Here is a 23,572-nt window from a genome sequence, read left to right on the forward strand (position 1 = left end):
GATTCAATTCTCTCGACGGTCTCGAATTTCAGGGGACGTCGCTACGACATGCCGGGGCAGGGTCACGCGGATCCGGGTGCCACGTTGCCGTTCGATGTCGGCCGGGCTGTCGATGGTGATTTGCCCATAATGCTCTTCCACGATGGAATAGACCAGAGCGAGCCCTAGTCCGGTTCCCTCGCCAGGGTCCTTGGTGGTGAAGAAAGGTTCGAACAGGCGGTCCATGATGTTCTTCGGAATCCCACTGCCTTCGTCCTCGACGATCAGGTCGACGGTGTGCTCGCTGACCTCGGTGCGTACCCGCACGGCGCTGCCGGGCGGCGACGCGTCGCGCGCGTTGGAGAGCAGGTTGATCAGCACCTGGGCCAGGCGCTGAGGATCCCCCTCTGCCCAGTGGTCGGGGTCGCAGAGGTTGAAGAACTGTACTTCGAAATTGCGCCGGTTCAACGCCAGCAGACCGATGGCATCCTGGGCCACTTCGGCCAGGCACACCGGCTCTTCGCTGTTCTGGTGGCTACCGCCGGCATGGGCAAAGCTCATCAGCGACTGCACGATGCGCGACACCCGTTTGGTCTGTTCGAGGATCTGGCTCGACAATTCGATGATCTCGCCGTCGCCTTCGCGCTCCTCGCGCAGGTTTTGCGCCAGGCAGGCGATGCCGGTGATCGGGTTGCCGATCTCGTGGGCCACGCCCGCAGCGAGGCGGCCGATGCTGGCCAAGCGTTCGGAGTGCACCAGCTTGTCTTCCAGGGCCTGTGTCTCGGTGAGGTCTTCGACCAGCAACACCAGCCCGCTGTTGCCAGGTGCCAGGGGCTCATCGATGGCCGCTTTGTGCAGGTTGAGCCAGCGCGGCTGGCCGTCCAGTGCCAGGCGCTGCTTGTGCAAGTGCTCATCGGGTACGTTGATGAAACCCAGCAGCAGGCCGCGCCAAGGTTCATCGATGGTTACCAGGCGCGACCCGACCACGTGCTTGGCGGCGATGCCGGTCAGCTCCTCCATGGCCTTGTTCCACATCAGGATTTCTTTGTCCTTGGCCAGCGAGCAGACGCCCATGGGCAGCTCCTGCAGGGTCTGACGGTGGTAGCGGCGCAAGGCATCGAGTTCGGCAGCCAGGCCCGTCAGGCGCGAGTGGTAATCTTCCAGGCGGCTTTCGATGAAGTGGATGTCTTCGGTGACGTAGTTCTCGTTGCCAGACTTGTAGGGCAGGAAGGTTTCGACCATGTCCTGGGCCACGCTCGGCCCCATCAGGCCCGAGAGGTTGGCCTCGATGCGGTCACGCAGGCGGCGCAGAGCATAGGGGCGGCGCTCGTCGAACGGCAGGTAGAGGTCGCGCAGGGCTTGTTCGACTTCCTTCTGTGCAGCCTTGGCACCCAGTGGCTTGGCCAGTTGGGTGGCAAATTCCTGCGGTGAGGCTGCATGCAGCTCGCGGCGCTGGGGCCGGCGCACGTTGTCCACCGCGCATGCTTCGGCGGCACTGACTTCCTCGCTGCTGGCGTTGGTGAACAGTGAAATCAGCGTGAACAACAGTACGTTGGCTGCCAGGGAGGCGATCGCTGCCATGTGCCAGCTGGTGTCGTCGAGCACATAGATCATGTCCAGCAGTGGGATGTAGAAGCCCTGCAGGTTGCCCAGCAGGGGCAGCAGCATGGTCACCATCCAGACCAGGGTGCCGGCCAGCAGGCCGGCGACGAAGCCGCGGCGGTTCGCGGTTGGCCAGTACAGCACCGACAGCACCCCCGGCAGGAACTGCAACGTGGCGACGAAGGCGACGATGCCCAGGTTGGCCAGGCTCTGGTGGGTGTTCTGGTTCAGGTAGAACATGAAGCCGGCGGTGATGATGGCGACGATCAGTGCGCGGCGGGTCCATTTCAGCCAGCGGTAGATGTTGCCTTCGGCCGGCGGCTGGTACAGCGGCAGCACCAGGTGGTTGAGCGCCATGCCCGACAGGGCCAGGGTGGTGACGATGATCAGGCCGCTGGCGGCGGACAGCCCGCCGACATAGGCCAGCAGTGCCAGCGCCTTGTTGTTGGCGGCGATCCCAAGTCCCAGGGTGAAGTACTCGGGGTTGGTGCTGGCGCCCAGGCGCAGGCCCGCCCACAGCACCAGCGGCACGGCCAGGCTCATCAGTAGCAGGAACAGCGGCAGGCCCCAGCTGGCGCTGACCAGGGAGCGCGGGTTGAGGTTTTCGGTGAAGGCCATGTGGTACATGTGCGGCATGACGATGGCCGAGGCGAAGAACACCAGCAGCAGGGTGCGCCATGGGCCCTCCTGCAGCGGGGTGTGCAGCGCGGCCAGGGCGGTCTGGTTCTGCAGCAGCCAGACTTCCAGCCCGTGCGGGCCGCCGAACACGCCGTACAGGGCGTACAGGCCAATGCCGCCCAGCGCCAGCAGCTTGATCACCGACTCGAAGGCGATGGCGAACACCAGCCCTTCATGCTTTTCGCGCGTGGCGATGTGGCGCGAGCCGAAGAAGATGGTGAACAGGATGATCAGTGCGCAGAAGGCAAAGGCCACGCGTGCCTTGACCGGTTCGCCGGTGAGAATGCTGATCGAGTCGGCCACTGCCTGAATTTGCAGGGCCAGCAAGGGAAGCACACCGATCAGCATGAAAATGGTCGTCAGCGCACCGGCCCAGGTGCTGCGAAAGCGAAAGGCCAGCAAGTCGGCCAATGACGACAATTGGTAGGTGCGGGTGATCTTGAGGATCGGATAAAGCAGCACAGGCGCCAGCAGGAAGGCGCCGGAGACGCCCAGGTAACAGGCGAGGAAGCCGTAGCCATACTGATAGGCCAGGCCCACCGAGCCGTAGAAAGCCCAGGCACTGGCGTAGACGCCCAGCGACAGGGTGTAGGTCAGCGGGTGGCGAATGATCGAACGGGGTATCAACCCACGCTCGCTGATCCAGGCCACACCGAACAGCACCATCAGGTACCCGGCGCTGATCAGGATCATCTGGGTCAGGCTAAAGCTCATCGGCATCTCGTTGGCTCTGCAGGATGAAAGTGACGACGATCAGGATCAGCCAGAGCAGGTAAGGGCGATACCAGGCGCCGGTCGGTTCGATCCACCAGTCCATGATGGCCGGGGAGAACAGGTAGATCCCCACGACCAGAAGCAGGACCAAACGATAGATGTACATGCTGGCCTCGATGGTTGGGCGCTGCGGGCTTGGACTTATTATTGGCGCAAATGGTTGGAGCGATGCTAGCGGGAATCGGTGGTGTTCGCCAAGGGTTTGAAATTATTGGGCTTTTGTTTTTGAGACGTGGGTTGCCCGATTTCGCCCTGGCGCCAGCTGGCCGCGAGGTAGCGCACAGTAACGGTTGAGCCGGCTTGCCGGCGCTAGGGCCGGTGACGCTTCACTTCAAATCAGCCTCGGGCACCGTTGTTCGCTGTGCAATGGCTTCTGGCTGCCAGCGCTGGCGCGCCACGGCCAATACTTCAGCGGGCGTTGCCGTCAGCAACTGAGGGTCGGCTTCCTGGCCCAATGCGCGCAACGCCCGCAACAGCAACGGCGTTGCCTGATCAGCCTCAAGCGGCGGTGAACGGTATGACTTGCCCAGCTTGTGCCCATCAGGTTGCACGATCAATGGAATGTGCAGGTAACGCGGTTGGGAAAAGCCCAGCAATTCCTGCAAGTACAGCTGGCGCGGCGTGTTGTCGAGCAGGTCGGCCCCGCGCACGATGTCGGTAACACCTTGCCAGGCGTCGTCCAGTACGACTGCCAGCTGGTACGCATACAACCCGTCGCGGCGCTGAATCACGAAGTCGCCCACCTCGCGGCCAAGGTGTTGCTGGAACTCCCCTTGCACACGGTCTTTGAAGCGGTAGATCAGCTCAGGCACCCGCAGGCGGATGGCGGCGCCTTCGCGCGCGTGCCCGGCGTTGCGGCAAAACCCTGGATAGATGCCGTTGTAGCCTTCGAGCTGTTTGCGCGAACAGGTGCAGGCGTAGGCCAGGCCCATGTTGAACAGGCGGTCTACCACCGCGCCGTAAGCGTCGTGGCGCTGGCTCTGGAAGACCACCTCGCCATCCCATTCCAGCCCATAGCGCTCCAGGGTCTGCAGGATTGCATCACGGGCGCCGGGCATTTCCCGTGGCGGGTCGGTGTCTTCCACGCGTAGCAGCCAACGGCCATTGACCGCGCGGGCGTCAAGCCAGGAGGCCAGGGCGGCCACCAGCGAGCCGAAGTGCAGAAAACCGCTGGGGGTGGGGGCGAAGCGTCCGATGTAGCGCGAGTCGTTCATGGGCAGTGGTGTTTCTGAAAATAAAACGGGGCGCATGATGCGCCCCGTTCGGAGGAGAGAAGGATCAGCCTTTGCCGACTGTCTTTTCCTTTTTCTCGGCGATTTCCTTGCAGTCGAAGCACAGGTCCGCGGTGGGGCGGGCTTCCAGGCGACGCAGGCCGATTTCGATGCCGCACGATTCGCACCAGCCGTACTCTTCGTCCTGGATCTTCTGCAGGGTCTTGTCGATTTTCTTGATCAGCTTGCGCTCGCGGTCACGGTTGCGCAGCTCAAGAGCAAATTCTTCTTCCTGGCTGGCACGGTCGGCCGGGTCCGGGAAGTTCGCAGCTTCATCTTTCATGTGGTCTACGGTGCGATCCACACTCTGCATGAGCTCGCCTTTCCAGGCGTTGAGAAGCGTGGTGAAGTGCTTCTTCATGGGCTCACCCATGTACTCTTCGCCCTTGGTCTCATTATAGGGCGCGACACCGTACATGGTTTGACCGGTTTTTTGCTTTTCTACGGTGGACATGAATAGACCGCCTCTTACTCATCTGATCCAATGCGCAGGATGCTCCATCTCCGGCACCCGCCGGCCCTGCGACTGCGAGCCGCCGAACTTACCAGATAGATCGGGGGTGCGCTAGCCCGCCCGATCCTACGTGTTGACAGCGCCATGGGGCGTACGTTCGGTGCTGTGCAAAGGTAGAATCACCAGTTTAGACCCAATTGAGAGAAGGTAATGGCCCACCACTACAGTGCGCGCAGCCGCGCCATTGAACCCTTCCATGTCATGGCGTTGCTGGCGCGGGCCAACGAGCTGCAAGCGGCCGGTCATGATGTGATTCACCTGGAAATCGGTGAGCCGGACTTCACCACCGCCGCGCCTATCGTCGAAGCAGGCCAGGCGGCGCTGGCCGCCGGGCATACCCGCTACACCGCCGCGCGTGGCCTGCCGGCCCTGCGTGAGGCGATTGCCGGCTTTTACGACCAGCGTTATGGCGTCGCGATAGACCCCGAACGCATTCTGATCACCCCGGGGGGCTCTGGCGCGCTGCTGCTGGCCAGCAGCCTGCTGGTCGACCCCGGCAAGCACTGGCTGTTGGCAGACCCCGGCTACCCCTGCAACCGCCACTTCTTGCGACTGGTCGAAGGGGGGGCGCAACTGGTACCTGTCGGGCCTGAGGTGAACTATCAACTGACCGCCGATCTGGTTGACCGGCACTGGAACCAGGACACTGTCGGTGCCCTGGTCGCCTCGCCAGCCAATCCCACCGGTACCGTGCTGGAGCGTGATGAGCTGGCCAGCTTGTCCAGGGCCACCCGCGAACGAAATGGCCACTTGGTAGTGGACGAGATCTACCACGGGCTGACATACGGCATGGACGCGCCAAGCGTCTTGGAAGTGGATGATTCGGCATTCGTCCTGAATAGTTTTTCCAAGTATTTCGGCATGACCGGGTGGCGGCTTGGCTGGCTGGTTGCACCGCCTGAGGCCGTGGCCGATCTGGAAAAGCTTGCGCAAAATCTGTACATCAGCGCACCAAGCATGGCCCAGCACGCCGCACTGGCCTGTTTCCAGCCTGAAACCCTGGCAATTTTCGAAGCGCGCCGCGCCGAGTTTGCCCGCCGTCGCGACTACCTGTTGCCCGCCCTGCGCGAACTGGGCTTTGGCATTGCCGTGGAGCCGCAGGGCGCGTTCTATCTATATGCCGACATCAGTGCCTTTGGCGGCGATGCCTTTGCTTTCTGCCAGCATTTTCTGGAAACCGAGCACCTGGCGTTCACGCCGGGCCTGGACTTCGGCCGCCACCTGGCAGGCCATCATGTGCGCTTTGCCTATACCCAGAGCCTGCCGCGGCTGGAGGAGGCGGTCCAGCGCATCGCCCGTGGCTTGCGGAGCTGGCAGGGCTGATGGTGTTCTTTCCTCCACTCGAACAAGGGCGGCTGCTGCGCCGCTACAAGCGGTTCCTGGCGGACATCCAGCTGGCCAATGGCGAGCAGTTGACCATCCACTGCCCCAACACGGGCTCCATGCTCAATTGCATGCGTGAGGGCGGGCAGGTCTGGTTCAGTCGCTCCAACGACCCCAAGCGCAAGTTGCCGGGCACCTGGGAAATCAGCGAGACGCCTCAGGGGCGGCTGGCTTGTATCAATACGGGGCGGGCCAACGCGCTGGTCGAGGAAGCGCTTCGCGCGGGCGTGATCCAAGAGCTGGCGGGCTTCACTGCACTCAAGCGTGAGGTGGCCTACGGTGAAGAGGGCAGCCGCGTGGACTTTCGCCTGGAGTTCGACCACGGGCCGGCTTATGTCGAGGTCAAGAGCGTGACACTGGGGTACCCGGATACGGCAGTGGCCGCTTTCCCGGATGCTGTCACCCAGCGCGGTGCCAAGCACCTGCGCGAACTTGCGGCGCTGGCCCGGCAAGGTATACGTGCGGTGCAGCTGTACTGCGTGAACCTGACGGGCATCGAGGCGGTGCGTCCGGCCGACGAGATCGATGCAGCCTATGCCCGGGCGCTGCGCGCCGCCGTGGCGGATGGGGTAGAGGTGCTGGCCTATGGCGTGCGCCTGGATGCCGGGCACATCGTCATCGACCGCCCGCTACCGGTGTTGGTCAACCCCTGAGCCAGATCCCCTGGCTGTCTTCCAGGCAGTCCAGGGCCTGCAGCGCGTCACCCTCGCAGGGGCCCGCCACGCATTCGCCATTTTCGATCAGGAACAGCGCACCGTGATGGGCGCAGTGAATGAGGCTTGCACTGTCATCGAGAAATGCGTCCGCCTGCCAGTTCAAGGGGATCCCCCGGTGCGGGCAGCGGTTGCGATACAGATGCACTTGGCCCTGGCGACGCACGCCGAACAGTTCGATGCCGTCTACCCTGAAGGCGCGGCTATGGCCCTCGGCCAGCGCTGCGGAAGTACAAAGGAAGTGCATGTGCAGGAAAACTCGTGAGACATGTGATGGCTTGACGTGCCAATGCGAATAATTATCAAATTGCGCGCAATCGCTGCGCCCGGTTGTCTATGGTGCGCAGTTCCGCCGTTCGCCACAAGGCGTGTGGCTCGCCTTCAGAAGGAATCCGATGATGCGTCGTCCCGCTGCCTTGTTTGCCTTGTGCGCAGCCCTGGTCGCTTCCACCCAGGCGCTGGCCGCCGATTTGCCACAGCGCTGGGTCAGTGCTGGCGGCGCATTGAGCGAGTGGGTCAGCGCCCTGGGCGGCGAGCCGCGCCTGGTGGGTGTGGATACCACCAGCCAGCATCCTGAGTCGCTCAAGGCCCTGCCAAGTATCGGTTACCAGCGCCAGTTGTCCGCCGAGGGCATTCTCAGCCTGCGCCCGGATGTGCTGGTCGGCACAGAAGAGATGGGGCCGCCACCTGTGCTTGCGCAAATCCGCAAAGCCGGCGTTCGGGTGGAGCTGCTCTCCAGCAAGGCGGACCTCGCCGCCGTGGATGCAAACCTCAAGCAGCTGGGTGTTTTGCTCGGCGCCGAGCAGAAGGCCGCGCAACTCGCCGCTGATTATCATCAGCAGCTTGAGCTGTTGCAGATGCAGGTCAAGCAGGCACAGGCCAGCCACAAAGCGCCGGGTGTGCTGTTGCTGGTCGGCCACGCGGGGGCGAAACCGCTGATTGCCGGGCAGGGCACCGCAGGTGACTGGCTGCTGCGTCAGGCAGGTGGGCGAAACCTGGCCGAGCATCAGGGATACAAGAACTTCTCCAATGAAGCATTGGCGGCCCTGGACCCCGATGTCGTGGTGTTCTCCGATCGCGCTTTGGTCGGCGACCAGGCCCTGCAGGCACTGCTCAAGGAAAACCCGGCGTTGACCGCCTCCCGAGCGGTACGCGACCAGCGCCTGGTGCAACTTGACCCGACCCTGTTGGTCGGCGGCCTTGGCCCGCGCTTGCCGCAGGCCCTGCAAGACCTGGCGGCCGCCTTCTACCCGGCGGCAAAGGTCAGCCTCACGCAATGAAGCAGCGCGTGCAGCCACGTACACTGATTATCTGCCTGAGCCTGCTGTGCCTGTTGGCGGTATGGCTGTCCCTCGCCCTGGGCCCTGTGAGCTTGCCGCTGTTCGATACCTTGCGCGCGGGCCTGCGGTTAGTGGGGCTGCGCATCGACGGCGAAGGCCTGCAGCAGGCCGAAATGATCCTGGGCCAGATTCGCCTGCCACGCACGCTGCTGGGCTTGGCAGTGGGGGCGGTGCTGGCGCTGTGCGGTGTGGCCATGCAGGGGTTGTTTCGCAATCCGCTGGCCGACCCTGGGCTTGTGGGCGTATCCGCCGGTGCAGCCATGGGCGCTGCAGTGGCTATCGTTGGCGGCAGTTGGTTTGGCGGCCTGCCTGAGGCTTTTGCGCCTTACTTATTGTCACTGTGCGCCTTTATCGGCGGCCTGGCGGTCACCGCGCTGGTCTATCGCCTAGGGCGGCGCGATGGGCAGACCAATGTGGCCACAATGTTGCTGGCCGGTGTAGCCATGACCGCGCTGGGGGGCGCGGCGGTCGGCCTGTTTTCTTATCTGGCCGACGACGCCACCCTGCGTACGCTGACCTTCTGGAACCTGGGCAGCCTCAACGGTGCCAGCTACGACCGGCTGTGGCCGTTGCTGATCGTGGCCGCAGGCGTCGCGCTGTGGTTGCCGCGCCGGGCGCGGGCGCTCAATGCCTTGCTGCTGGGCGAGTCCGAGGCGCGGCACCTGGGTATCGAGGTGGAGCGGCTCAAGCGCGAGATGGTGTTCTGCACGGCCCTGGGTGTGGGCGCGGCCGTGGCGGCGGCGGGGCTTATCGGCTTCATCGGCCTGGTGGTACCGCACCTGGTGCGCTTGCTGGCCGGGCCTGATCACCGCGTGGTGTTGCCCGCATCGCTATTGGCTGGCGGCGTGCTGATGCTGCTTGCCGACCTGGTGGCGCGCTTGGCGCTGGCGCCGGCCGAGTTGCCGATCGGTATCGTCACGGCCTTTATCGGTGCGCCGTTTTTCCTGGTTTTGTTGATCAGAGGGCGCAGTTGATGTTGCAAGTCGAGGGCCTTTACCTGCGCCGTGGTGGGAATGAAGTACTGCATGACCTCAATCTGCAAATGCATCCGGGCCAGGTGGTGGGTGTGCTCGGCCCGAATGGTGCAGGCAAGAGCAGCCTGCTGGGCGTGCTGTGTGGCGAACTGGCGCCCGGGCAAGGGCGCGTGACGTTGCAGGGCCGGCCGTTGGCCAGCTGGGACGGGCAGGCGCGGGCCAGGTGCCTGGCGGTGTTGCCGCAGGTGTCCAGCCTGGGCTTTGCGTTCAGGGTCGAGGAAGTGGTCGGCATGGGGCGAATGCCGCATGACAGCGGCCAAGTGCGTGACGCTGAGATCGTTGAGGCAGCGCTGCATGCAGCAGATGCCTGCCACCTGCTGGGGCGCAGTTACCTGGCGTTGTCGGGCGGGGAGCGGCAACGTGTGCATCTGGCCCGCGTACTGGCGCAGCTGTGGCCGGGTGAGGAGGGGGCTACGCTGCTGCTTGACGAGCCGACCTCGATGCTCGATCCCTTGCACCAGCACACCACCTTGCAAGCTGTGCGCAGTTTTGCCGACCGCGGCGCAGCGGTATTGGTGATCCTGCATGACCTGAACCTGGCGGCGCGCTACTGTGATCGTATTCTGTTGCTCGAAGGGGGCCGTGCCCATGCTCTGGCCTCGCCGCAGGAGGTGTTGACCCCCGCGGCGCTCAAGGCCGTGTTCGGCATAGACGTATTGGTACAGGCCCATCCGGAACGGGGGCATCCGCTGATCATCACCCGCTAGGAGGCGTTGCTCATGCATCATTGCTTACTGTCTGGCGCGCTGCTGGGCGTGTTGTTTGCGCTGGGAGGCTGCCAAGCCAGCGTGCCGCCGCTACCCGCCTGGCAGAGTAGCGAAGGGCGTGACCGCGCAGAACTGGGGCAAATCCACGATCTGGCCAGCGGCAAGGTCATCAGCCCTGAACAGCTGGTGGAGGACCTGGCTGGCGTACCGCGAGTGCTGGTAGGCGAAAAGCATGACAACGCAGACCATCACGCCTTGCAACTTTGGTTGATCCGCGCCATGCAGGCCCGGCGCCCCCAGGGCAGCCTGCTTCTGGAAATGCTGCAACCGGAGCAGCAGGCTCGGGTCGATGCGGTTCAAGCCCAGGCCACATTGCCGCAAGAGCTGCCCAAGGCCCTGGCGTGGCAGGAGGGCTGGGACTGGCAGCTGTACGGGCCGATCGTACGTGAAGCATTGGGCAGCCATGTTCCCCTTCTGGCCGCCAACCTGTCGGTTGGCGAAATGCGCCAGGCCTATCGCCTGGCGACGCCGGTGCCGGGGGCGCAGTCCAATGCGCCACAGGTGACGGCAGCATTGCTCGAGCAGGTGAGGGCCGGGCACTGTGATTTGCTCCCCGTGAGCCAGTTGCCGGCCATGCTGGCCGTTCAGCAACAACGTGACCGGCGCATTGCCCAGCGGCTGCTCTCGGCGCCGCAGCCTGCCCTGTTGCTGGCCGGTGCATTCCACGTACGCAAGGACTTGGGCGTGCCGTTGCACCTCGCCGACCTGGGGGCAGAGGGGCAGAGCAAGGTGCTGTTGTTGGCCGAGATTGGTCAGCAGGTCGACGCGGGGATGGCAGACTACGTCTGGTACACGGCGGCGATGCCGGAGCAGGATTATTGCGCACCGTTGCGTAAGTAGGCGTGCGGGCGGTTCGGAGGCAGTGGCAAGCCGCAAAAAAAAGACCCGGCAAAAAATGCCGGGTCAATAACCGTGATTAGCCTGATGAGGAGATAATCTGAGAGTCCGAACCAGGGGCTTTCAGCTTATCCAACCAGTCTCGCGACTAGTTGTGATAATCATAACGATTCTCATTATCGAGTCAATCCCCATCTGATGTTTATTTCGCATTTTTTTGCGTAGGGCATTTCGCATCGAGTTGTTGATTGAGCGCTTGCTTGCGCTCGGCCGGCAAATCGTTCCAGTGCATGTCCAGCAGTGCGCCTTCAATGGCGTACAGCAACACCTTCGACGCCCGGAACCCTCGGGTTTTCACGGCCTGGTAAGCACCTACCGCGCCGAGCCGACGCAAATCCGATGCACTGTGGATACCGGCCGCATGTAACCACTGCGCGGAGGTCTTTCCAAGATTCTTCAGATGCTGCAATTCATCGTTCATCGAGCCTCCTGGCGATGGCTGAACGGGTATTAGGGGATAAATCGCGAGCAGGTCAGAGAGGAGTGTAGCGGGGGTTGGAAAATGCGCGGCCTTTTGCCATCGGGGGCGACGAGATGCCCGGTTTGCGCCGGGGGGAGGTGTTCGGGCCGACCACCAGCCGGCCCGAATCGAGCTGATTTTAGAGGCCTGGCAAACGCTGGCGGATCTGATCGATCACCTGGTCCATGCTGCTGGCATCCTGAGTATCAACGCGCGTGCTCTGCTGCCGTTCCACTTCATCCAGCGGCTCACGGCTGGCCTGCTGCGCCTTGACCACTTCCAGGGTGGCGTCCGACGGGTCGTTGTTGTCCGCCAGGCGCTGCTCCAGCCAACTGGCGATGACCGCCTCAGGTGCCTGGCAATCGAGGATCAGCAATGGCACGCCGGTATCGGTCGCGACTTCGGCGGCAGCTTTGCGGTGTTCGCGCTTGAGGTAGGTAGCATCGAGCACTACCGGGAAACCTGCGCGCAGGATGGTCGCGGCAAGCTGGTGCAGGCGCTGGTAGGTGGCGGTGCTGGCATCGTTGTCGTAGATGCCCGCTTGCAGTTGGCCTGCTTGGGCTTGTTGCTGTTCACCGTACAAGCGCTTGCGCTCCACATCCGAGCGCACGCGCACAGCGCCCAAGGCTTCGACCAGGCGCATGGCGACGTGGCTCTTGCCTACGGCCGACACGCCATGGGTGATGGCCAGTAGGCGCGAAGGGATGGCGCTGTAGCTTTCTGCCAGGTTGGCGTAGTTGCGGTAGGTGCGCAGGCTGGTGGCACGCTGCACGCCATCGGCATTGGCCGGCATGCTGAACAGGGCGATCTTGGCGCGGACCAGGGCTCGGTAGGCTTTGTAGAAGTTCAACACTTCCAGGCCTTCATAGTCGCCGGTCAGCTCCAGATACTGGCTGACGAAGCGCCGCGCCAGGCATTTCAGGCCGCGGTCTTCCAGGTCCATGGCGAGGAAGCTGGTGTCGGCCCAGACGTCGGTCATGCGGAACGGTTCGTTGAACTCGATGCAGTCGAAGATCACCACCTTGCCATCGATCACGGTGGCATTACCCAAGTGAATGTCGCCGTGGCATTCGCGGGTGAAGCCATTGGCCTTGCGCGCCGCGAACAGGCCCTCAAGGCGCTCGAAACTGCTGCGCGCCCAAGCTTGCAGGTTGTCCAGCTGCTGCAGGTCGGCCTTGTCACTGAGGAACGGGCGGATCTGCTCGAAGTTCTGCTCGACCGGGGCCATGACACTTTCAGGTGAGCCATATGGCTGCTCGGCGGGCACTTTCGGAGTCTGCAGGTGGAATTCTGCGATCTGTCGGGCCATCTGGTCGATGTGGCCAGCATTGAGTTCGCCGTTGGCCTGCAGGGTGTTGAGCATCTGCCCCTGCGGGAACTGGCGCATTTTCAGTACGTACTCGATCGCAGCGCCTTCACCGCTAAGCTGCGGGGCTTCGGCGCTGCCAGTGATCGGCAGCACTTCCAGGTACAGGCCGTCCGTCAGGCGCTGGTTCAGGCGCAACTCTTCGTTACAGAAATGCTGGCGCTGATCGAGCCCGGTGAAGTCGAGGAAGCCGAAATTCATCGGCTTCTTGATCTTGTAGGCGTATTCGCCAGTAAGCAGGACCCAGGAGATGTGCGTCTCGATGAGTTGGAACCCGTCCACGGGGTGAGGGTAAAGGGCGGGGTTCTGCAACGCTGTGATCAAGGCTTGGCTCACGGGAAATCCTTCCGGGGGCAGGGAATTCGAAGGCGCCATTATGGTCAATGGTGCCGTCCCTGCATACCGCCAGAGGGCGCCTGCCCAGCCTTTACAAAGTGCGTATAATCCGCCGCCATGACTCGAACCCGAAATTCCCGTACCCCTAAGAAACGCCCGACCGGCCGCTCGCGCGCCTGGCTGGGCTGGGCGTTCAAGCTCAGCCTGGTCGGCCTGGTGATCGTTGCCGGCTTCGCGGTTTACCTCGATGCTGTCGTCCAGGAGAAGTTCTCCGGCAAGCGCTGGACCATCCCGGCCAAGGTATACGCCCGGCCGCTGGAGCTGTTCGTCGGCCAGAAGCTGAGCAAGAACGACTTCCTCACCGAACTCGATGCCCTCGGCTACCGTCGAGAAAGCGCGGCCAATGGCCCGGGCGCTGCGGCTGTCAACGGTAATACCGTCGACCTCAACACCCGCGGCTTCCAGTTCTATGAGGGGATGGAACCCGCGCAGTTCGTGCGTGTGCGCTTCTCCGGCGACTACGTTGCCGGGCTGTCCGGCGCCAACAATGCCAAGCTGGATGTGGTGCGCCTCGAGCCGTTGATGATCGGCGGCATCTACCCGAAGAACCTTGAGGACCGCATCCTGATCAAGATCGATCAGGTGCCCCCGTACTTGCTCGAAACCCTGGTGGCAACCGAAGACCGAGACTTTTACAGCCACTTCGGCGTGTCGCCCAAGTCCATCGCGCGTGCTTTGTGGGTCAACACCTCCGCCGGTACCATGCGCCAGGGTGGCAGTACCCTGACCCAGCAGTTGGTGAAGAACTTCTACCTGACCAGCGAGCGCACCCTCAGCCGCAAGCTGACCGAAGCGATGATGGCCGTACTGCTGGAGCTGCACTACGACAAACGCGAAATTCTCGAGGCCTACCTCAACGAGGTCTTCGTCGGCCAGGATGGCCAGCGCGCCGTGCATGGCTTTGGCCTGGCCAGCCAGTTCTTCTTCAGCCAACCGCTGTCGGAACTCAAGTTGCACCAGATCGCCTTGCTGGTGGGCATGGTCAAGGGGCCGTCCTACTACAACCCGCGTCGCCACCCCGAACGGGCCCTGGCGCGGCGTAACCTGGTCCTGGACCTTGTGGCCGAGCAGGGCGTTGCCAGCCAGGAGGCGGTCGATGCGGCCAAGAAGATGCCGCTGGGCGTGACCAAGCGGGGCAGCCTGGCCGACAGTTCGTTCCCGGCCTTCCTCGACCTGGTCAAGCGTCAGCTGCGCCAGGACTATCGCGACGAGGACCTTACTGAAGAAGGCCTGCGCATCTTCACCAGTTTCGACCCGATCCTGCAGATGAAGGCCGAAACCTCGATGAATGAGACCTTCAAGCGTCTGGCAGGGCGCAAAGGCGCGGACGAGGTCGAATCGGCGATGGTCGTGACCAACCCGGAAACCGGTGAGGTGCAGGCACTCATCGGCAGTCGTCAGGCCGGATTCGCCGGCTTCAACCGTGCCATCGATGCCGTGCGGCCGATTGGCTCGCTGGTCAAGCCTGCGGTGTACCTCACCGCGCTGGAGCAGCCGAGCAAGTACACCCTGACCAGTTGGGTGCAGGACGAGGCGTTTTCGGTCAAGGGCGCCAATGGCCAAGTGTGGCGCCCGCAGAACTACGATCGCCGCCCGCATGGCACCATTTACCTGTACCAGGGGCTGGCCAACTCCTACAACCTGTCGACCGCCAAGATCGGCCTGGAAGTAGGTGTGCCCAACGTCATCAAGACCATCGGCCGGCTCGGGGTCAATGTCGATTGGCAGCCGTTCCCGGCAATGCTGCTGGGGGCCGGTGGCATGTCGCCGATGCAGGTGGCTACGATGTACCAGACCATCGCCAACGGCGGCTTCAATACGCCGATGCGCGGCATCCGCAGTGTGCTTACCGCCGAAGGTGAGCCGCTCAAGCGTTACCCGTTCCAGATCCAGCAGACCTTCGACCCGGGCTCTATCTACCTGGTGCAGAACGCGATGCAGCGGGTGATGCGCGAAGGTACCGGCCGCTCCGTGTACAACGTGTTGCCCAGGTCGCTGACGCTGGCGGGCAAGACCGGTACCAGTAACGACTCGCGTGACAGCTGGTTCTCTGGCTTCAGCCAGGACCTGCTGGCGGTGGTGTGGATGGGCCGTGACGATAACGGCAAGACGCCGTTCACCGGTGCCACCGGTGCCCTGCAGGTGTGGACCAGCTTCATGAAGAAGGCTGACCCGCTGCCGCTGGACATGCCGCAACCAGACAACGTGGTACAGGCCTGGATCGACCCCTACAGCGGGCAGGGCTCCGACGCAAGCTGTCCGGGAGCGGTGCAGATGCCGTATATTCGCGGCAGCGAACCGCCCGCCGGCGCAATCTGCGGTGGCGAGCAAAATCCGGCAGAATCGGTCATGGACTGGGTCAAAGGCTGGATGAATTAAGCCCTGGCAGCATTGATGAGGTGTGAAGTGAAAAAGTGGTGGTTTCCTGCCGTGACGGCACTGGTGGTGCTGCAGGGCTGTTCCAGCGTTCAGCGTGGCAACATCCCGGTCGTGGACTCGAGCACACGAGTGTCCAACAGCGAACGGGTGACGGCCAACCGCTCGGCGGCCGGCATCAACAACGGCACGTCGCAAGCGCAAACCCTGCCCGAGGACTCCGGCGTGACCGTGATGATTCCGCAAGGCGCCGGTGCCACGGGCATCCAGACGTTCCCAGCAGGCAGTGGCGTGGCACCGATCAGCACCACGCCGATTACCCCTGGCCCCGGCACCTCTGCGCCGATGGAGACCAACCCCAACCCGATCGCCGACGAACCGTTCGACATCGCGTCGATGAACAGTGCCTCGGCCGCTGCCAGCGCGCCAACCGGCATTCCGCGCAGCAGTGCGGCATCCGGTGGGCTGTCGGCTGACGAGCAGCTCGATGGTCCGGTGCTGGCCCTGTTGACCACTGCCCAGTCGCAACAGGGCAGCGGCGACTTCAACGGTGCAGCCTCGAGCCTGGAGCGCGCCCAACGCATCGCCCCGCGCGAGCCGCAGGTACTGTTCCGTTTGGCGCAGGTGCGCCTGTCCCAAGGCGATGCAGCACAGGCCGAGCAGTTGGCGCGCCGTGCCCTGACTTACGCCAATGGCCGTCCTGACCTTCAGGCCGAGCTGTGGAACACCATCGCCCAGGCTCGTGAGAAGCAGGGCGACAGCGCTGGCGCCGCGTTGGCCCGGCAGAAAGCGCGGGTCAACTCGTGATGATCGAGCAGCGCATTCTGGATGTCGCTGACCACCTGCTGCTCATCGAGCGTGAGTTGATCGTGCAGGGGTGGTGGGCTGACGAGCCGCCAAGCGATGAGGCGCTGGCCAGCACGGTGCCTTTTGCGGTCGACAGCATGAGCTTCGAGCAGTGGTTGCAGTGGATCTTCCTGCCGCGCATGAAGATCATCATCGAGCTGGGTCAACCGCTGCCCAACGCCTCGGGCATTCTGGTGATGGCCGAGACGGTGTTCGTCGACAGGCCGGAGCAGAGTCGTGAGTTGCGGCGCCTGCTGGCAGAGTTCGATCGATTGATCGCGAGTTGAGCCTGATTTCTTCTATTTTTCCTTCAAGGGCCGCAGATTGTGGCCCTTTTTTGTGTAAATGTTATTTTTTCTGCTGCAGTGTCGGTTTTTAGTGGTGGCTGGAATTCATCTTTAGGAAAAATTGGCAATAATTTTTCTTGACTTGTAGCCGCCAAATCACAAGAATCCAGATTCCGCTTTAGAGGGACTGCCAGAAGCAGACCCGCTAAGCAGATCATGAGGCGCACACCCGCGCCGACCTGTTACACCCCGCAACGCGTTACCTCGCGCTGGGTGGGATAACCCCGCAACACTCTGGGGCGCTCCCAATACTTGCTCAGTCAGTGCTGACGTTCGCTCATGCTCTGCTTGGCAGTAAACCTATTAAGACCCGTCCACTAGGGACGGTATTCTGGCGTTTTAGAGGTGAACAACGTGGAGCTTTTATCTGGCGCTGAGATGGTCGTCCGCTTCTTGCGTGACGAAGGCGTTAAGCACATCTACGGGTACCCTGGTGGTGCTCTCCTGCATGTTTACGACGCCCTGTTCAAAGAACCGGAAGTCGAGCACATCCTGGTTCGTCACGAGCAGGCCGCTACCCATATGGCGGATGGCTACGCCCGCGCCACCGGCAAGGCCGGTGTGGTGCTGGTAACCTCCGGCCCGGGCGCGACCAATGCCATCACCGGTATTGCCACCGCTTACATGGACTCGATTCCGATGGTCATCCTGTCCGGCCAGGTGCCTAGCACCATGGTGGGTACCGATGCCTTCCAGGAAACCGATATGATCGGCATCTCGCGACCGATCGTGAAGCACAGCTTCATGATCAAACATGCCACCGAGATCCCTGAAATCCTGAAAAAAGCCTTCTACCTGGCGCAATCCGGCCGTCCAGGCCCGGTCGTGGTCGACATTCCAAAAGATATGACCAACCCGGCCGAGAAGTTCGAATACGTATATCCGAAGAAGGTCAAGCTGCGCTCCTACAGCCCGGCAGTGCGTGGCCACTCCGGCCAGATCCGCAAGGCTGCCGAGATGCTGCTGGCTGCCAAGCGTCCGATCGTTTATGCCGGTGGCGGTGTGATTCTCGGTGGCGGCTCCGAAGCGCTGACCGAAATCGCCAAGTCGCTGAACCTGCCAGTCACCAATACCCTGATGGGCCTTGGCGGCTTCCCGGGTACCGACCGCCAGTTCCTGGGCATGCTCGGCATGCACGGCAGCTACACCGCCAACATGGCCATGCACAATGCCGATGTGATTTTCGCAGTCGGCGCGCGCTTCGATGACCGCGTGGTCAATGGCCCGGCCAAGTTCTGCCCGAATGCCAAGATCATTCACATCGACATCGACCCTGCGTCGATCTCCAAGATGATCAAGGCCGACGTGCCGATCGTGGGCCCGGTCGACAGCGTTTTGAGCGAGATGCCGGGCATCCTCAAGGAAATCGGCGAGCAGCCAGACAAGGCCGCGGCCGAAGCCTGGTGGAAGCAGATCGACGAATGGCGCGGTAATGGCGACCTGTTCCCGTACAACAAGGGCGACGGCAGCGTCATCAAGCCGCAGACCGTCATTGAGACCTTGTGCGAAGTGACCAACGGCGATGCCTTCGTCACCTCCGACGTTGGCCAGCACCAGATGTTCGCGGCGCAGTACTACCGCTTCAACAAGCCGAACCGCTGGATCAACTCCGGTGGCCTGGGCACCATGGGCTTCGGTTTCCCCGCGGCCATGGGCATCAAGCTCAATTTCCCGGATCAGGACGTGGCCTGCGTGACGGGCGAAGGCAGCATCCAGATGAACATCCAGGAGCTGTCCACCTGCATGCAGTACGGCCTGCCGGTGAAGATCGTCAACCTGAACAACGGCGTGCTGGGCATGGTCCGTCAGTGGCAGGACATGGCCTACAACGGCCGCCACTCGCACTCCTATGTCGAGTCGCTGCCTGACTTCATCAAGCTGGCCGAGGCCTATGGCCATGTGGGTATCCGCATCACCAGCCTGAAGGACCTCAAGCCCAAGCTCGAGGAAGCCTTCGCGATGAAGGACCGCCTGGTGTTCATCGACATCGCGGTCGACCGTACCGAGCACGTCTATCCGATGCAGATCAAGGATGGCTCGATGCGTGACATGTGGCTGAGCAAGACGGAGCGTACCTGATATGCGGCACATCATTTCCCTGCTGCTGGAAAACGAACCCGGAGCTCTGTCCCGCGTGGTCGGCCTGTTCTCCCAGCGCAACTACAACATTGAAAGCCTGACCGTGGCGCCTACCGAAGACCCGACCTTGTCGCGTCTGACGCTGACCACCGTTGGCCATGATGAAGTGATCGAACAGATCACCAAGAACCTCAACAAGCTGGTAGAAGTGGTCAAGCTTGTCGACCTGTCGGAAAGCGCTCACATCGAGCGTGAACTGATGCTGGTCAAGGTCAAGGCCACCGGTGCCCAGCGTGCCGAGATCAAGCGCACCACGGACATCTTCCGTGGCCAGATCGTCGACGTTACCGCCAGCGTGTACACCGTGCAGCTCAGCGGTACCAGCGACAAACTGGACAGCTTCATCCAGGCCATCGGCACTGCATCGATTCTCGAAACCGTGCGCAGTGGCGTCACCGGCATTGCCCGTGGCGACAAAGTGCTCAGCATCTGAATTCAAAAATTAGCGATGGCTCCATAGGGGCCGAGATATAACCAGGGGTATTTCATGAAAGTTTTCTACGATAAAGACTGCGACCTTTCCATCATCCAGGGCAAGAAAGTCGCCATCATCGGTTACGGTTCTCAGGGCCACGCTCAAGCGTGCAACCTGAAAGACTCCGGTGTAGACGTTACCGTCGGTCTGCGTAAAGGTTCGGCTACCGTTGCCAAGGCTGAAGCCCACGGCCTGAAAGTGGCCGATGTTGCCACCGCCGTCGCTGCTGCCGACCTGGTCATGATCCTGACCCCGGACGAGTTCCAGGGCACTCTGTACAAGAACGAAATCGAGCCGAACATCAAGAAGGGCGCCACCCTGGCCTTCTCCCACGGTTTCTCGATCCATTACAACCAGGTCGTTCCACGTGCCGACCTCGACGTGATCATGATCGCGCCGAAGGCCCCGGGCCACACCGTGCGTTCCGAGTTCGTCAAAGGCGGCGGTATCCCTGACCTGATCGCTATCTACCAGGACGCCTCCGGCAACGCCAAGAACGTCGCCCTGTCCTACGCTTCGGGCGTTGGTGGCGGCCGTACCGGCATCATCGAAACCACCTTCAAGGACGAGACCGAAACCGACCTGTTCGGTGAGCAGGCCGTTCTGTGCGGCGGTACCGTCGAGCTGGTCAAAGCCGGTTTCGAAACCCTGGTCGAAGCTGGCTACGCGCCGGAAATGGCCTACTTCGAGTGCCTGCACGAGCTGAAACTGATCGTCGACCTCATGTACGAAGGCGGTATCGCCAACATGAACTACTCGATCTCCAACAACGCCGAGTACGGTGAGTACGTCACCGGTCCCGAAGTCATCAACGAAGAATCCCGCAAGGCCATGCGCAACGCTCTGAAGCGCATCCAGGACGGCGAGTACGCGAAGATGTTCATCTCCGAAGGCGCCACCAACTACCCATCGATGACCGCCAAGCGTCGCAACAACGCCGCTCACGGTATCGAAGTCATCGGCGAGCAACTGCGTTCGATGATGCCGTGGATCTCGGCTAACAAAATCGTCGACAAGACCAAGAACTGAGTCTTATCGAATGATGAAAAACGCGGCTTCGGCCGCGTTTTTTCGTTCTGGCATTCAGCTTCTGGTATAAAGCAGACCAGTGGCCTGCCGTCAGAACCTGTTTCGCGGGCCCGTGTCGAACATTTTCCATCCTGTTGCAAGGTACCCTCCATGAGCGAACGTCCCGAAGAGCCGAACAAGCCCTCCGACGCCGAAAGCCTGCTACCTGTCGATGAGCACGTTGAAGAAGGGCATGATGCCGAAGGGCGCAAGGTGCGCCATCGCGGTATCTATCTGTTGCCCAACCTGTTCACCACCGCCAACCTGTTTGCCGGTTTCTACTCCATCATCAACTCGATGAGCGCGCAGAGCGCCCTCAGTGCTGGCGACCCGCGCGAGGCGAGCAAGTACTTTGCCTTTGCCGCCATCGCCATCTTCGTGGCCATGGTGCTCGACGGCCTCGATGGCCGCGTCGCCCGCATGACCAACACCCAGAGCGCCTTTGGGGCAGAGTACGATTCGTTGTCGGACATGGTCGCCTTCGGCGTGGCCCCGGCCCTGCTGGCCTTCGGCTGGGCGCTGGGCGATATGGGCAAGGTCGGCTGGATGGTCGCCTTCATCTATGTCGCTGGCGCCGCGCTGCGCCTGGCGCGTTTCAATACCCAGGTCGGGACTGCTGACAAGCGCTACTTCATCGGCCTGGCCAGCCCGGCTGCCGCTGGGGTGGTGGCCGGCACCGTGTGGGCCTTCAGCGACTATGGCATCCAGGGGTCCAAGTTGTCGTTCCTGGTGGCACTGCTGGTTGCCGCTGCCGGTATGCTGATGGTCAGCAACATCAAGTACAACAGCTTCAAGGAGCTCGACCTCAAGGGGCGTGTGCCGTTCGTGGCGATCCTGGCGGTGGTGCTGGTGTTTGCCGTGGTATTCAGCGATCCGCCGCGCATCCTGCTGCTGATCTTCCTCGCCTACGCCGCTTCCGGCCCGATCCAGTTCCTGCTCAAAGGCCGCCATCGTAAATCTTGAATGATTTAATGATGGAATAACCCTGCGGCTCCATAGTCTTACTGGTACATCCGCTAACCAGTGCTGTGGAGCCGTCATGCTTATAAAGCTTCCCAGGTCTTCCGATTGCAAGGCATCGGAGATCACGCCCGAAAGCATCTACCTTTCCCGTCGTACCCTGCTGGGTGGCTCCATGGCCGCCGTTGCGCTGGGGGCGATGCCCTTTGCCGCGCGCGCGGCCCAAGCGTCGCGTTACGCAGATGTCGAGGCAGGCAACGCGCCGGCCTGGTTCACCAGCAAGCTGGCTGAAACGCGTTGGCAAGCCGTGACGGTAAAAGACGAGGCGATAACGCCCTTCAAGGATGCCACGCATTACAACAACTTCTATGAGTTCGGGCCTGATAAAGGCGACCCAGCCGCCAATGGCGGGAGCCTGAAGACCGAGCCCTGGTCGGTGGTGGTCGATGGCGAGGTTGGCAAGCCCGGGCGCTATGCGCTGGAAGATTTTGTCAAACCCTACGCGCTTGAAGAGCGTATCTATCGGTTGCGCTGCGTGGAGGCCTGGTCAATGGTCATCCCCTGGCTGGGCTTTCCCCTGGCCCAGGTGCTCAAGCAGGTTGAGCCGACTTCGAAGGCGCGCTATGTGCGGTTCGAGACCCTGCAGGATCCGCAAAACATGCCGGGGCAGCGTTCGGGCTTCGCCTTGATCGATTGGCCTTATGAGGAGGGCTTGCGCCTGGACGAGGCGATGAATCCCCTGGCGATCCTGGCGGTCGGCATGTATGGGCGGGAGCTGCCCAACCAGAACGGTGCGCCCCTGCGGCTGGTGGTGCCGTGGAAGTATGGGTTCAAGAGCATCAAGTCGATCGTGCGAATCAGCCTGGTGACCGAACGGCCGCGCACCACTTGGGAGAGCCTTGCGCCTGATGAATATGGTTTCTATGCCAACGTGAACCCTGAGGTCGATCACCCGCGTTGGAGCCAGGCGCGCGAGCGGCGCTTGCCCAGCGGCCTGTTCAGCCCCAATGTGCGACAGACACAGATGTTCAATGGCTACGCCGATGAAGTGGCGTCGCTGTACGCTGGCCTCGACCTGCGGAAGAACTATTGATGCGTTATCCCTGGCTGCGCCTGGCGATCTTTATCGTCGGATGCCTGTTTCCGCTGTGGTGGTTGTATGAAGCGGCCATGAACCTGCTTGGACCGGACCCGGGGAAGATCCTTATGGATCGGCTTGGGCTGGGGGCGTTGATCTTCCTTTTGATCACGCTGAGCATGACGCCGCTGCAGAAGCTGACGGGGTGGTCGGGTTGGATCGTTGTGCGTCGGCAGCTGGGATTGTGGTGTTTTGCCTATATCGTCTTGCACCTCCTTTGCTACCTGTTCTTTATCCTGGGGCTGGATTGGGGGCAGTTTGCCGTCGAGCTGCGCAAGCGGCCGTACATTATTGTGGGTGCCCTCGGCTTCCTGGGTTTGCTGGCGCTGGCGGTGACTTCCAATCGTTACAGCCAGCGGCGCTTGGGCGCACGCTGGAAGCAACTGCACAAGCTGGTTTATGTGATTCTCGGGTTGGGCCTGCTGCATTTCCTGTGGATCGTGCGCTCCGATCTCCGTGAGTGGGCGATCTATGCAGCCATCGGGGTCTTGTTGATGGTGCTGCGGGTGCCAGCGGTGGCGCGGCGCGTGCCTCGAATCATGGGGCGGCGGGGAAGGGTGGCTTCTTAGGTGCTAGAAGATCACGTCAAACCATCCTTACGCTTTATCTAGCCACTACCGTCTATGTGTCATTTTCTTGTAATTAAAGGTTGACGCCCTCTCGAATCCCCTTATAATGCGCCCCACTTCCAGCGTAGTCGGAACGAGAAACTCCTTGAAATTCAATGAGTTGCTTAATCCAGGTAGTGCTGGAGGTGCTTCGGTCATCTGATCGATAGCGGTTGAAATGGTGGTTGACAGCGCTTCTAAACGCTGTATTATTCGCCTCCCGCTACGAGAGATCGAAGCGAGCCAAGTGTTTGAAGCTAAACGAGTTTCTCGCAAAAAACTTCAAAATAAACGCTTGACAGGCTCTGAGGAAAGCGTAGAATGCGCGCCTCGGTTGAGACGAAAAGCTCTTAACCAAACGCTCTTTAACAAATCGAATCAAGCAATTCGTGTGGGTGCTTGTGAGTACGGACTGATAGTCAAAAAGATTATCAGCATCAC

At 61.9% G+C, this 23,572-nt stretch carries 23 protein-coding genes; 16 read left to right on the top strand and 7 right to left on the bottom strand.

Features of this window, described 5'->3' with window-relative positions:
- Window positions 1-3: 3 nt before the first annotated feature.
- The 4 genes from ACIPZH_RS08190 to dksA all read right to left on the bottom strand — a co-directional run bounded on the left by ACIPZH_RS08190 (window position 4) and on the right by dksA (window position 4,758).
- The gene (locus tag ACIPZH_RS08190) at window positions 4-2,979 is read right to left on the bottom strand and encodes a sensor histidine kinase (protein ID WP_400635862.1); all 2,976 of its coding nucleotides are present in this window, start codon (window positions 2,977-2,979) and stop codon (window positions 4-6) included.
- A complete protein-coding gene (locus ACIPZH_RS08195; RefSeq protein ID WP_003250005.1) occupies window positions 2,963-3,139 on the bottom strand; it encodes a hypothetical protein in 177 nt (58 codons plus the stop codon). Before ACIPZH_RS08195 ends, ACIPZH_RS08190 begins: the two co-directional genes overlap by 17 nt.
- A gap of 220 nt (window positions 3,140-3,359) precedes the next feature.
- Window positions 3,360-4,247 (bottom strand): tRNA glutamyl-Q(34) synthetase GluQRS, encoded by an 888-nt coding sequence (gene gluQRS / locus ACIPZH_RS08200; RefSeq protein ID WP_400635864.1) that lies wholly within the window; start codon window positions 4,245-4,247, stop codon window positions 3,360-3,362.
- A 64-nt stretch (window positions 4,248-4,311) separates the two neighbouring features.
- Window positions 4,312-4,758: an RNA polymerase-binding protein DksA gene (gene dksA, locus ACIPZH_RS08205; RefSeq protein ID WP_241803828.1), complete on the bottom strand. Its 447-nt coding sequence runs from the start codon at window positions 4,756-4,758 to the stop codon at window positions 4,312-4,314.
- Window positions 4,759-4,968: 210 nt separating this feature from the next.
- On the opposite strand from dksA, the gene ACIPZH_RS08210 reads away from it, so the two are divergent.
- Both ACIPZH_RS08210 and sfsA read left to right on the top strand, forming a co-directional pair.
- Window positions 4,969-6,141 carry a pyridoxal phosphate-dependent aminotransferase gene (locus ACIPZH_RS08210; RefSeq protein ID WP_400635866.1) on the top strand — a complete coding sequence of 391 codons (1,173 nt, stop codon included), beginning with the start codon at window positions 4,969-4,971 and terminating at the stop codon, window positions 6,139-6,141.
- The gene (gene sfsA / locus ACIPZH_RS08215; protein ID WP_267820875.1) at window positions 6,141-6,854 is read left to right on the top strand and encodes a DNA/RNA nuclease SfsA; all 714 of its coding nucleotides are present in this window, start codon (window positions 6,141-6,143) and stop codon (window positions 6,852-6,854) included. The genes ACIPZH_RS08210 and sfsA overlap by 1 nt, the downstream gene beginning before the upstream one ends.
- On the opposite strand, the gene ACIPZH_RS08220 is transcribed toward sfsA, so the two are convergent.
- Window positions 6,844-7,161, bottom strand: coding sequence for a Rieske (2Fe-2S) protein (locus ACIPZH_RS08220; RefSeq protein ID WP_267820877.1), 318 nt, complete (start codon window positions 7,159-7,161; stop codon window positions 6,844-6,846). The genes sfsA and ACIPZH_RS08220 overlap by 11 nt on opposite strands.
- A 148-nt stretch (window positions 7,162-7,309) precedes the next feature.
- Between ACIPZH_RS08220 and ACIPZH_RS08225 the strand changes: the two genes are divergently transcribed.
- Genes ACIPZH_RS08225 through ACIPZH_RS08240 form a run of 4 tightly spaced genes read left to right on the top strand, consistent with a single transcriptional unit; the run spans window position 7,310 to window position 10,895 of the window.
- Window positions 7,310-8,194: a hemin ABC transporter substrate-binding protein gene (locus tag ACIPZH_RS08225; protein ID WP_400635869.1), complete on the top strand. Its 885-nt coding sequence runs from the start codon at window positions 7,310-7,312 to the stop codon at window positions 8,192-8,194.
- Between the two features lie 50 nt (window positions 8,195-8,244).
- The gene (locus ACIPZH_RS08230; RefSeq protein WP_400635888.1) at window positions 8,245-9,228 is read left to right on the top strand and encodes a FecCD family ABC transporter permease; all 984 of its coding nucleotides are present in this window, start codon (window positions 8,245-8,247) and stop codon (window positions 9,226-9,228) included.
- On the top strand, window positions 9,228-9,995 hold the full coding sequence (locus ACIPZH_RS08235) for a heme ABC transporter ATP-binding protein (protein WP_400629912.1): 768 nt from the start codon (window positions 9,228-9,230) through the stop codon (window positions 9,993-9,995). The genes ACIPZH_RS08230 and ACIPZH_RS08235 overlap by 1 nt, the downstream gene beginning before the upstream one ends.
- Before the next feature lie 12 nt (window positions 9,996-10,007).
- Window positions 10,008-10,895 (top strand): ChaN family lipoprotein, encoded by an 888-nt coding sequence (locus ACIPZH_RS08240; RefSeq protein ID WP_400635870.1) that lies wholly within the window; start codon window positions 10,008-10,010, stop codon window positions 10,893-10,895.
- Window positions 10,896-11,094: 199 nt separating this feature from the next.
- On the opposite strand, the gene ACIPZH_RS08245 is transcribed toward ACIPZH_RS08240, so the two are convergent.
- Window positions 11,095-11,373 carry a TfoX/Sxy family protein gene (locus ACIPZH_RS08245; RefSeq protein WP_241803821.1) on the bottom strand — a complete coding sequence of 93 codons (279 nt, stop codon included), beginning with the start codon at window positions 11,371-11,373 and terminating at the stop codon, window positions 11,095-11,097.
- A gap of 178 nt (window positions 11,374-11,551) precedes the next feature.
- On the bottom strand, window positions 11,552-13,114 hold the full coding sequence (locus ACIPZH_RS08250) for an AAA family ATPase (protein WP_400635872.1): 1,563 nt from the start codon (window positions 13,112-13,114) through the stop codon (window positions 11,552-11,554).
- Between the two features lie 117 nt (window positions 13,115-13,231).
- On the opposite strand from ACIPZH_RS08250, the gene mrcB reads away from it, so the two are divergent.
- The 10 genes from mrcB to ACIPZH_RS08300 all read left to right on the top strand — a co-directional run.
- Entirely contained in the window at window positions 13,232-15,553 is a 2,322-nt protein-coding gene (gene mrcB, locus ACIPZH_RS08255) for a penicillin-binding protein 1B (RefSeq protein WP_400629919.1), read from the top strand.
- Between the two features lie 15 nt (window positions 15,554-15,568).
- Window positions 15,569-16,357, top strand: a complete 789-nt coding sequence (locus tag ACIPZH_RS08260) for a tetratricopeptide repeat protein (RefSeq protein WP_277818053.1) — start codon at window positions 15,569-15,571, stop codon at window positions 16,355-16,357.
- On the top strand, window positions 16,357-16,683 hold the full coding sequence (locus ACIPZH_RS08265) for a YqcC family protein (RefSeq protein ID WP_400635873.1): 327 nt from the start codon (window positions 16,357-16,359) through the stop codon (window positions 16,681-16,683). Before ACIPZH_RS08260 ends, ACIPZH_RS08265 begins: the two co-directional genes overlap by 1 nt.
- Window positions 16,684-17,097: 414 nt before the next feature.
- On the top strand, window positions 17,098-18,822 hold the full coding sequence (locus tag ACIPZH_RS08270; RefSeq protein ID WP_400635875.1) for an acetolactate synthase 3 large subunit: 1,725 nt from the start codon (window positions 17,098-17,100) through the stop codon (window positions 18,820-18,822).
- 1 nt (window position 18,823) lies between these two features.
- Window positions 18,824-19,315: an acetolactate synthase small subunit gene (gene ilvN, locus ACIPZH_RS08275; protein WP_003250040.1), complete on the top strand. Its 492-nt coding sequence runs from the start codon at window positions 18,824-18,826 to the stop codon at window positions 19,313-19,315.
- Between the two features lie 54 nt (window positions 19,316-19,369).
- A complete protein-coding gene (ilvC, locus tag ACIPZH_RS08280) occupies window positions 19,370-20,386 on the top strand; it encodes a ketol-acid reductoisomerase (RefSeq protein WP_241803815.1) in 1,017 nt (338 codons plus the stop codon).
- A 150-nt stretch (window positions 20,387-20,536) separates the two neighbouring features.
- Window positions 20,537-21,388, top strand: a complete 852-nt coding sequence (pssA, locus tag ACIPZH_RS08285; protein ID WP_012312687.1) for a CDP-diacylglycerol--serine O-phosphatidyltransferase — start codon at window positions 20,537-20,539, stop codon at window positions 21,386-21,388.
- Between the two features lie 76 nt (window positions 21,389-21,464).
- Window positions 21,465-22,478, top strand: coding sequence for a protein-methionine-sulfoxide reductase catalytic subunit MsrP (gene msrP / locus ACIPZH_RS08290; protein ID WP_400635877.1), 1,014 nt, complete (start codon window positions 21,465-21,467; stop codon window positions 22,476-22,478).
- Window positions 22,478-23,092, top strand: coding sequence for a protein-methionine-sulfoxide reductase heme-binding subunit MsrQ (msrQ, locus tag ACIPZH_RS08295; protein ID WP_400635878.1), 615 nt, complete (start codon window positions 22,478-22,480; stop codon window positions 23,090-23,092). Before msrP ends, msrQ begins: the two co-directional genes overlap by 1 nt.
- 217 nt (window positions 23,093-23,309) lie before the next feature.
- A partial coding sequence (locus ACIPZH_RS08300) for a hypothetical protein (protein ID WP_400635880.1) occupies window positions 23,310-23,572 on the top strand: 263 nt, incomplete at its 3' end.

Origin of the sequence: Pseudomonas sp. NPDC089758 (assembly GCF_044748705.1) — a bacterium.
GTDB classification, from domain to species: Bacteria; Pseudomonadota; Gammaproteobacteria; order Pseudomonadales; family Pseudomonadaceae; genus Aquipseudomonas; species Aquipseudomonas putida_X.